At 67.7% G+C, this 4,667-nt stretch carries 6 protein-coding genes; 1 reads left to right on the top strand and 5 read right to left on the bottom strand.

Annotated elements, in window-relative coordinates; translation table 11 throughout:
• Window positions 1-65: 65 nt before the first annotated feature.
• On the bottom strand, window positions 66-1,055 hold the full coding sequence (locus ACRDUX_RS00515; protein WP_526409979.1) for an oxygenase MpaB family protein: 990 nt from the start codon (window positions 1,053-1,055) through the stop codon (window positions 66-68).
• Between the two features lie 91 nt (window positions 1,056-1,146).
• Here ACRDUX_RS00515 and ACRDUX_RS00510 point away from each other — a divergent pair, with 91 nt between their 5' ends.
• A complete protein-coding gene (locus ACRDUX_RS00510; RefSeq protein WP_526409977.1) occupies window positions 1,147-1,758 on the top strand; it encodes a TetR/AcrR family transcriptional regulator in 612 nt (203 codons plus the stop codon).
• Here ACRDUX_RS00510 and ACRDUX_RS00505 read toward each other — a convergent pair.
• The 4 genes from ACRDUX_RS00505 to ACRDUX_RS00490 form a co-directional block, all read right to left on the bottom strand.
• The gene (locus ACRDUX_RS00505) at window positions 1,755-2,657 is read right to left on the bottom strand and encodes an alpha/beta fold hydrolase (protein ID WP_526409975.1); all 903 of its coding nucleotides are present in this window, start codon (window positions 2,655-2,657) and stop codon (window positions 1,755-1,757) included. The genes ACRDUX_RS00510 and ACRDUX_RS00505 overlap by 4 nt on opposite strands.
• A gap of 84 nt (window positions 2,658-2,741) precedes the next feature.
• On the bottom strand, window positions 2,742-3,344 hold the full coding sequence (locus ACRDUX_RS00500) for a DinB family protein (RefSeq protein ID WP_526409973.1): 603 nt from the start codon (window positions 3,342-3,344) through the stop codon (window positions 2,742-2,744).
• A gap of 2 nt (window positions 3,345-3,346) precedes the next feature.
• Entirely contained in the window at window positions 3,347-3,946 is a 600-nt protein-coding gene (locus ACRDUX_RS00495; protein WP_526409971.1) for a DinB family protein, read from the bottom strand.
• 254 nt (window positions 3,947-4,200) lie between these two features.
• Entirely contained in the window at window positions 4,201-4,647 is a 447-nt protein-coding gene (locus ACRDUX_RS00490; protein ID WP_526409969.1) for a GNAT family N-acetyltransferase, read from the bottom strand.
• Window positions 4,648-4,667: the final 20 nt, after the last annotated feature.

Below are 4,667 nucleotides of genomic sequence, written 5' to 3'. Positions count from 1 at the left end.
GATTACCCCCACGCGAAACCGCTGGCGGCCGTGGGGGTAATCCACGTTCGGCGCGGAGTGGGTCGTCAGACGAAGCTGTGCTCCACCTCGTCGCGGGTGCGTGCCGGGTCGCTGCCCGGTACGTGGGTCGGCAGGGTGTGAGGTGAGGTCGTCCCGCCGGCGACCCTGGCCTGCGCCTGCCGGAACTCCGGGATGGGTCCCGCCGCGGCGTGCAACCCGTTGATGACCGACCACACCGCCGTACGGCGACCCGCGCGTTCGACGAGGTTGGGTGAGCGGTGCTGGATGAGTTGCATCGCCCACTTCGGCATGGTGTCGCGGATGGCCCAGTCGACGGCACTCTGCGGTAGCGGGAGATTCGGGCCGGTGGCCATCGCCGCGCCGTGCGTCAGCGCCAGCCGCGGCAGGTACGACTCTAGGCACTCCAGCGTTTCGGCCTTCGTCGTCGGAAGGTCGGTGCCACCCAAGGCGTGGCCAACCCGGACGAACTCACCGTAATAGCGGTCGATCTTGCTGCCCCGCAACGGTTGTGGGTGATATAGCTCGTGGGCGGTGGCCAGACCCCAGGCCACGGTCGCGTAGTTCCACCTCAGCCAGTCGGGATCGTCGGCGTCGTACACCGCCCCGTCGGGACGGACGCCATTGATGGTGTGGTGCATCGCACGCACGGTCTGCGCCAGCCGTTCGGCGGTCTCCGTCGAGCCGTATGCGGTGCCGATGAAGAACGCGATCGAATGGCCCAGTCGCACCGAAAGGCCGTTGGGGTCGATGCGTGCACCGGCGTTGCCGTTCTCGTCGCGCTCGACGAGACGCGAGTGGTGCATGCCCATCCAATAGATCGACGGATCGAGGCGCTCGAGGTACGCGGCGCACTGCAGGCCGAACACCAGGGCCTCCAGGTGCGAGTGCACGTGCCACACCGCACTGCCAGGTCCGAACCAGCCGGGATCGCCAACGGGTCCGGCGAACTCCATGCCACGGAAGTAGTGCTTGCGGACGTCTTCGTCGAACTTCCTCTGCAGGCGTTGCTCGACCACCTGGTGCGGCATCAACATCGGCTGCCCCTCAAATTTTTGGCTACGGTCGTTGTCACTTTATCCTCTGGTTACATCTGCGACCAGAGTTTCCGAACGTAGGCTGGTCGACGTGTCGAGTCCGACCAGGTGGGCAGGCGTCCCGCTGGCTGACCGCCGCGTGGAGCGGCGGGGTCTGCTGATCGCGGCCGCGTTCACACTGTTCGGCGACGGTGGCGAGGCCGCGGTCTCGGTGCGCTCGGTGTGCCGGGAGTGCGAGCTCAACACCCGTTACTTCTACGAGAGCTTCGCCGACGTCGACGAGCTCATGGGCGCGATCTACGACGACGTCAGTGCGCAGCTCGCCGAGGCCGTCGAATCCGCGATGAAGGGGGCCGGGGCGTCGGTGGCCGCCAGGGTCCGCACCGGCATGGATGCCGTCCTGCGCTTCACCTCGGCCGACCCAAGGCGAGGGCGGCTTCTGGTCACCGACGGACGCACGAACCCCGTGCTCGCCGCCCGCCGGTCGGCCGCCCAGGCGCGCCTGCTCGAGTCGGTGGTGGCAGAGGACGACCGCATCCGGCCCGGTTCGGATCCCGTGTTGGCGCGCGTCGGCGCCGCCATGTACACGGGCGCCATGACCGAGCTCGCCCAACAGTGGCTTGCCGGGACCCTCGGTTCGGACCTCGACGTCGTCGTCGACCACGCGCTGAAGCTGGTGCTTGGCGACCAGCGCGCTACCTAGGACGCCGGGAAGTTCTCCACCAGTGCATCCACCACGGGCCGCCAGACCGGCTTGGGCAGATCGTGACCCATGCCGTCGACCACGACGAACCGCGCACCATCGATGATTCGAGCGAGGCTGCGGCCGTTCCGGATTCGCACCATCGGATCGTGCGAGCCGTGTACGACGATGGTCGGCGCGGAGATGCGACGGGTGAACCGCAGCAGGCTGCCGGTGCCGAGAATCGCGTCGAACTGGCGAAGGCCACCCTGTGGATAGTCGCTGCGCGCGGTGAGCGCCTCGACGCGATGGCGCAGCTGCTCCTCGGTCGGCAGGAAGTTGGGGCCGTTGATCACCGAGATGCTGCGCACCTCGAACGCGACCTTGGCCGCTCGCGGCGCGTCCCTGGCGGGGGGGTTGATCGCGAGCCTGATCACCCGCCAGCGCGGCAGCGCTGACAGCGGCTTGCCCGAACTGGTCATCAGCAGAGCAAGGGAGCTGACCCGGTCGGGGTGGCCGCCCGCCAGGATCTGGGCGATCATGCCGCCCATCGACGCACCGACGACGTGCGCGCGGTCGATCTCCAGGTGGTCGAGCAGATCCCTCGCGTCGTCGGCGAGGTCGATGAGCGTGTACGGCACCGGGCTCGGCCTGCCGAGCAGATAGCGCCCGATGCGCGGGAGTACGGAGCCTGCGGCGCGCTGCCCGCGCATCTTGGTCGACAGGCCGGTGTCGCGGTGATCAAACCGGATCACCCGGAAACCGCGCGCCACCAACAGTTCACAGAAGCCGTCGGGCCACATGGGCAACTGCGCGCCGACGCCCATGATCAGGAGGACGGGCGGCGCGTCGACGTCGCCGAGATCCTCGTAGAACAGTTCGACGTCCCCGCAGCGCGCGGTCCCAGTTCGGACGTCCATCGGCCCCTTCTGCCCAACCGGCGAAAGTACGGTCGTCGTACGCGAATCGGTGCGACCGTCGACAAGCGTACTTTCGCCGATGGATCAACCCACCGCCGCCGGCTTCCACGGCGACAGCCAGTCCGTCTCCGGCCAACCCTCGAGGCCGGCCAGCAGCTCGTAGAGCGTGGCGCCGTCGATGCTCTCCCGGATGACGTCACCCTGCCCGGCGTGGCGGGCCAACTCCTCGATCACGTGGAACAGAACCCAGCGGACCGACCACGCCTCGACGTCCTTCGGGAACCACGGCGCATCCCGCGGCACGGGCACCGCCGCGTCGAAGTCGGCGGTCTCGACCAGTCGCAGGGTCTCGGCGTTCTGTGCCTCGAGGCGGTCGAGCAGGCCGGCGAGTGTCTCGTCGTCCCTCATCAGGAACATGTCGGCGTACTCCGCCTGCCGCTCGTCGGCGGGACGGTCGTCGGCAGGCGGCGTCCCCGGCGCGGCGGCGACTCGCAGCATCCAACTGCGTTGGCACTCGGTGACGTGCTTGATCAGCGCGCCGATCGACAAGGCGCTGACCGACGGCGTCGCGCGCGCCTGGTCGTCGGTGAGCCCGAAGGCCAGTGCGCGATAGGCGTAGTTCTGCTGAAGCAGGTAGTCGCGAAAGCCTTGGCGCTCGTCGGCGACGGGTGGGGGCATGGCTGGCATGGTCAGATCTCCTTGGTATGGGTTGAATGGACGTAAAGGTCTCGTAGCAAGGCGATTTCGGCCCCGTGGTGAATCACCTCGCGGTTGATGTGCAGGACCAGGACGATCATCGGCTCGTCGGCGAAACCGCCCTCGGCGGGGCCGACCGGCTTGGCGAGATCGGCGGCCGACAGCTTCCGGACGCCGGACATCCACGCGGCGTACGCGTCGTCGAGCTGCCGCAGTGCCGTCGCGGCGTCGCCCGCGTAGTTCCAGGTCGCATAGTCGGCGGGCGGCCCGTCGAAGTGGGAGTGGGCCCGCATCGCCAGAACGCCGACGATCACGTGGGCCAGCCGCCAGGCGATCGTGGTGACCGGCGTGGGCGTCGGCGGCGGGTAGGCGAAGTCGATCCCGCCATTGCGAGAATCATTCCCCGGTCGCTTCGCTCTCCCCCGCAAGCGGGGGGACCCCCAGCTCCGGTGCACCGTCCAGCAGCCCGCTACCGGCTCCCAGAAGTACTCGTCGTCGGTGAGACCGTCCAGGCGCGGGCGCAGCTGGTGCTTCCAATGCCAGTCGAGCTGATCGGCCAGATGGGAGGTCGGGTCCGTCGTCTGCGGGCTCATGGAACAACCATCCCAGGCATATAGGACAGAATCGGTCCTAAGAGTCGGGCAGACTCGTGGCATGTCCGAAACGACTGTCGGTTCTCAAACGTGATGTCATTTTCTCAATTTTGATGTCATCGCTGTGTCATTAATGACACGAAATTGAGAATTCGGGATGGCCGCGGCCTCAGCGCTTCCGACGCGGGCCCGAAGAGTACGTAGCAGGGAACGGACCTGGAACGAGGTATTGCGCGGGACCGTCGCGGTGGCCGCTATCGAGGTCGCTGGATGAACAGTGGGCGCGACCGGCCGTCGGCGTGATTGAACCGTTCCCATCCGGCAAGGGAGTCCCAGAAGTCCTCGGCATCTTGGCTATACGCCATCAGCTGCCGGTCGGGGTGCCGCTCAGCGAGGGCCTGCACGGCACGTGTTGCGACCTTGCGCCGGCGGGAGGCAGAGGCCACCTCGATGAATTGAATCTCCAGCAGTTCGCCCCCAAGCGCGGCGGGCGCGACCGGGTAGCTCGAATTGATACCGCCGCGCTCGTCGAGCTGCACACGGGCTACTTCTACGCCGTGATCGAGCACCTGAACGAACCAGGGGTCGCCGACCGCGCCGCCAGCGTTCTCCCACCAGTGCGGGTGCTCGTAGTCCGTCGACGACGGGAACGGGGTCCATGAGCGCGCGTCGGCGCGGTAGTCGACGAGCTCCAGGGCCATGACATGACCCTATGCAGCGC

The sequence above is a fragment of the Mycobacterium sp. genome, from assembly GCF_050701675.1.
Taxonomy (GTDB): Bacteria; Actinomycetota; Actinomycetes; order Mycobacteriales; family Mycobacteriaceae; genus Mycobacterium.
The sequence above is the reverse complement of the archived record's forward strand: the minus strand, read 5'-3'. Positions and strand labels throughout refer to the sequence as shown.

Coding starts and splice junctions, on each gene's coding strand:
- ACRDUX_RS00515 (WP_526409979.1), bottom strand. CDS start 1,055: ATGTTGATGCCGCACCAGGTGGTCGAGCAACGCCTGCAGAGGAAGTTC.
- ACRDUX_RS00505 (WP_526409975.1), bottom strand. CDS start 2,657: ATGGACGTCCGAACTGGGACCGCGCGCTGCGGGGACGTCGAACTGTTC.
- ACRDUX_RS00500 (WP_526409973.1), bottom strand. CDS start 3,344: ATGCCAGCCATGCCCCCACCCGTCGCCGACGAGCGCCAAGGCTTTCGC.
- ACRDUX_RS00495 (WP_526409971.1), bottom strand. CDS start 3,946: ATGAGCCCGCAGACGACGGACCCGACCTCCCATCTGGCCGATCAGCTC.
- ACRDUX_RS00490 (WP_526409969.1), bottom strand. CDS start 4,647: ATGGCCCTGGAGCTCGTCGACTACCGCGCCGACGCGCGCTCATGGACC.